Genomic DNA, 3936 nt, shown 5'->3' with positions numbered 1-3936 from the left:
GGTATATATTTTACTTTGAAGTTAAATTTTATTCAAATTAGAAAATTTAAAGAGGGAGTAAAGCATGTAACAGGATCAATAAATTTAAATGGAAAAGCAGCAGATAAAAATGGTATGTCATCATTTCAAGCTTTAGCTACTGCTGTGGCAGCACAGGTGGGAACAGGAAACTTAGCAGGAGCGGCAACAGCAATAGCTTCAGGAGGACCAGGAGCAATATTTTGGATGTGGGCTAGTGCATTTTTCGGAATGGCAACAGTCTATGTAGAAGCAATTTTAGGACAGGTTTTTAAGAAAAGAGTAGATGGTCAAATAACAGGAGGACCAGCATATTATATTGAAAACTCTATAAAAAATAAAAAAATTGCAAAGGGATTATCATACTTTTTCGCAGTAGCATGTATAGCAGCCTTAGGACTTATGGGAAATGCGGTTCAAGCAAATTCGATATCTGCTGCTTTTAACAAAGCTTTTGGAGTTTCCTCTGCACTTGTAGGAGTTATCGTATCAGTTTTGGCTGGATTTGTATTTTTCGGAGGAATAAAAAGAATAGCCTCTGTAACTGAAAAAATAGTACCAATAATGGCAGGACTATATATAGTGGCATGTATTGTAATAATAACAATAAATTATCAAGAGATAATTCCAGCAATAACATCTATATTTGTCTCAGCTTTCAATCCTCAAGCAGCACTGGGAGGTGCTATGGGAATAACAGTAAAGCAAGCGGTTAGATATGGAGTGGCAAGAGGGTTATTTTCCAATGAAGCAGGTATGGGATCAACACCACATGCCCATGCTATAGCAAAGGTTACACACCCTGGAGAGCAAGGGATCGTAGCTGTAATAACTGTTTTTATAGATACATTTATAGTTCTAACAGGAACAGCACTTGTAATTTTAACATCAAAAATATCTTTGACATCTGGAGCTGGAATTGTATTAACTCAGGGAGCATTCAGTGAGACATTGGGAATATTTGGAGATACATTTATTGCTATCTGTCTACTGTTCTTTGCGTTCTCAACAATTATAGGATGGTATTTCTTTGGAGAAGCAAATGTTAGATATATATTTAAAAGTAAAAAATCAGTGAATATATATAGAGCTATTGTTATGATTATGATTGTTCTTGGATCAATGATGAAGGTTGAACTTGTATGGGAGTTAGCTGATATGTTCAATGGAATGATGGTTTTACCTAACCTAATTGCTCTTTTATCACTAGGAAAATATGCAAGAACGGCTATGAAAGAGTATGATCAAATATCTGATGAAGAGGTCAAAGAAATTATAGTTTAAAAATTGAGTGAAAAATGAGAAAAAAGTGATTAAAATTGGTATTAATTGTATTTTTTTATTGACACAAAATAGTAGTATACAGTATAATTTACATGAGATTATTTTATTAAGAAGGGTGGAATATATGAAAAAATTTTTAATATCAATGTTAGTAATTTTATCAGCAGTAGCTTTTGGAGCTGAGGTAAAAGAAGGAACTGGATTAGGATATGCAGATGATATAAAAGTAGCAGTAACAATGGATGGAGACAAAATTGTTGCAATTGAAGTAAAAGAGAATAGCGACACTCCAGGAATTGCAAATCCAGCAATTGAGCAATTAACAAAGAAGGTTATAGAAGCACAATCATCTCAAGTAGATACAGTAGCAGGAGCTACATATACATCTGAGGGATTCTTAGAAGCAGTAAATAACGCAACAGGAAAGTAATTGATTAATTAATATGAAGCTGAGATTAAAATCTCAGCTTTTTTTTATAAAAAATTCAGGGGAGAGAGCATGAAAAGAAGTACAATAGCAATTTTAGGTACAATAGCATTATCAGTTTTAAGTTTTTCACAAGAAGGAATGGGAAGAAATAATAAAAAAAGTAGAGTGGATTACTCTAAAGAAAATTTAGTAGGTGTGGATACATATAGTTTTCATGAAGAGGAAAGATTAAAAAATAGCGGTTCAACAGGGTATCTAGAAATAGGGATGGATACAATGATCTTTGAAAGATCAGTAGATGAAAAAAACAGAGTAGAGCCATATCTAGGATTTGAATTTTTCCCTTTTGAAAATTCAAATTTTTATATAGATGGAAAAACATCATATAGACATGAGTACAATAGTTCAGAAAAAAGATATGATAAAACTATGGTAGAACTTTATGGAGGGTCTGTATATAGAAATGGAAAGTTTTTCTTAAACTATAAGATTGGAATTAGGCAAGATGAACTGAAGCGTACAAAAATTCAACATTCAACAGCACTTAGATTTATACCAAAGGCAACATATGATTTTACAGATAGATTTGGGTGGTATTTAAAAGGAGCTGTAGGGTATGCAAAAGTTAAAGGGGATGAGAGAGATCAAATAACTCAAACATTTAATTTACCATTTCAAAATGAAAGCTATGTGAATAAAATAGAAACGGGATTAAGCTATAGAATAGAGAAAACAAAGCTATCCCTAGGTGTTGTAAATAAATCTAAAGAGGAATATGCTGGTGAGAATATTAGATGGTCTTATTTGGCTAAAATTGATCATAATCTATATACAACAAATGCATTACAGGTAAGACCTTATGTTTGGGGATTTTTAAATCCTGAGGTTGAAACAGGGGGAAATAAAAATAAAACAACTTTTCATAATGAATTAGGGACAATGATTGGAACAAGAGCTATATGGAAACCAATGCCTGATTTTTCAATAACAGCTGATATAGTATATTTAGCTCAATATAAGAATGTTTCAAATAATGGACAATCTTCAGGGGGAAATAGTGGTAGATCAATAGGGAAACCTGGTTCTGGTGGAGGAAATGGAAATGGTGGTGGAGCTGGTTCTGGTGGAGGAAATGGCTCAGGAAGTGGAACTGGTTCTGGAGGTTCTGGAAGTGGAACTGGTGGAGGATCAAAAAAAATAAAAAGATCTATAGAGGAATCAGTAATAATAAGATTAGGATTTAAAAAGTATTTTTAAAAATGAAGAAATATTTGATATAATAACCTTAACAAAATACAAGAGGTGTTAATTTATGAAAAGGTTATTAATTGTTGAGGATGAAAAAGAATTGGCTCTCTCTTTAGAGAGTCATTTTTTTAATCTGAATATAGATATAAAGATTGCTTTGGATGGAGAGAAAGGAATAGAACTTTTTGAAAGATTCAAACCAGATTTAGTGCTTTTAGATGTCAATTTGCCGCTAAAAAATGGATGGGAAGTTTGTGAATATATTAGAAAAAAATCTGAAACTCCAATAATTATGATGACAGCAAGAGATTCTGAATTAGATGAGATTCATGGCTTAGAGATAGGAGCTGATGACTATATTACAAAGCCATTTAGCATAAATGTTCTTTCGACTAAAATAAAAAAATATTTAAAACTTAACATTCAAAAAGAGTATATATATAAAGAGATAGAGTATTCTTTTAAAGATGAGATACTAAAAATTAAGAACGAGAGAATAAATCTTTCAACAAGAGAGAAAAATCTATTAGAATACTTTATAAAAAATAGAAATAAACCCTTAAGTAGAAATAATATTTTGTTGGAGATTTGGGGAATAGACAATGAGTTTGATGAGAGAGCATCAGATACTCTTGTAAAAAGATTAAGGAAAAAGTTACACGGTTATGAGGAATTAATTGGAACAGTTAGAGGGGTGGGATATATTTTTGAAGAGAGATAGTTTATCAAAAAAAATTTTTATATATTCAGCACTGATTATAGTAATTGCAATGAGTGTAAGCTATATAATAAGTATATTTTTTTTAGAATATCACTTTATTTCAGAGAGAAAAGAGGAGTTTCCTAAAATAGCTAAAGAGATTGAATACTTGATATCCACCAACAGAGATTTAGAGGGATACATAAAAAATTTAAAAGAAAAAAAAGATATAACAGTTTTAATTATGGCTGAAGAT

At 31.5% G+C, this 3936-nt stretch carries 4 protein-coding genes and 1 pseudogene; all 5 read left to right on the top strand.

Annotation, left to right across the window (positions count from 1 at the left end; translation table 11 throughout):
• On the top strand, positions 1-1302 hold a 1302-nt coding region (locus ACMOUI_RS07200), incomplete at its 5' end, for an alanine/glycine:cation symporter family protein (RefSeq protein ID WP_418965052.1).
• A gap of 124 nt (positions 1303-1426) precedes the next feature.
• A complete protein-coding gene (locus tag ACMOUI_RS07195; RefSeq protein ID WP_418965051.1) occupies positions 1427-1732 on the top strand; it encodes an FMN-binding protein in 306 nt (101 codons plus the stop codon).
• Positions 1733-1801: 69 nt separating this feature from the next.
• A complete protein-coding gene (locus ACMOUI_RS07190; protein ID WP_418965050.1) occupies positions 1802-2989 on the top strand; it encodes a hypothetical protein in 1188 nt (395 codons plus the stop codon).
• Positions 2990-3044: 55 nt separating this feature from the next.
• A complete protein-coding gene (locus ACMOUI_RS07185; RefSeq protein ID WP_418965049.1) occupies positions 3045-3701 on the top strand; it encodes a response regulator transcription factor in 657 nt (218 codons plus the stop codon).
• A pseudogene (locus tag ACMOUI_RS07180) lies at positions 3688-3936 on the top strand (hypothetical protein); the annotation flags it as partial. The gene ACMOUI_RS07185 and the pseudogene ACMOUI_RS07180, both read left to right, overlap by 14 nt.

The organism is Cetobacterium sp. (genome assembly GCF_048470075.1).
Taxonomy (GTDB): Bacteria; Fusobacteriota; Fusobacteriia; order Fusobacteriales; family Fusobacteriaceae; genus Cetobacterium_A.
The sequence above is the reverse complement of the archived record's forward strand: the minus strand, read 5'-3'. Positions and strand labels throughout refer to the sequence as shown.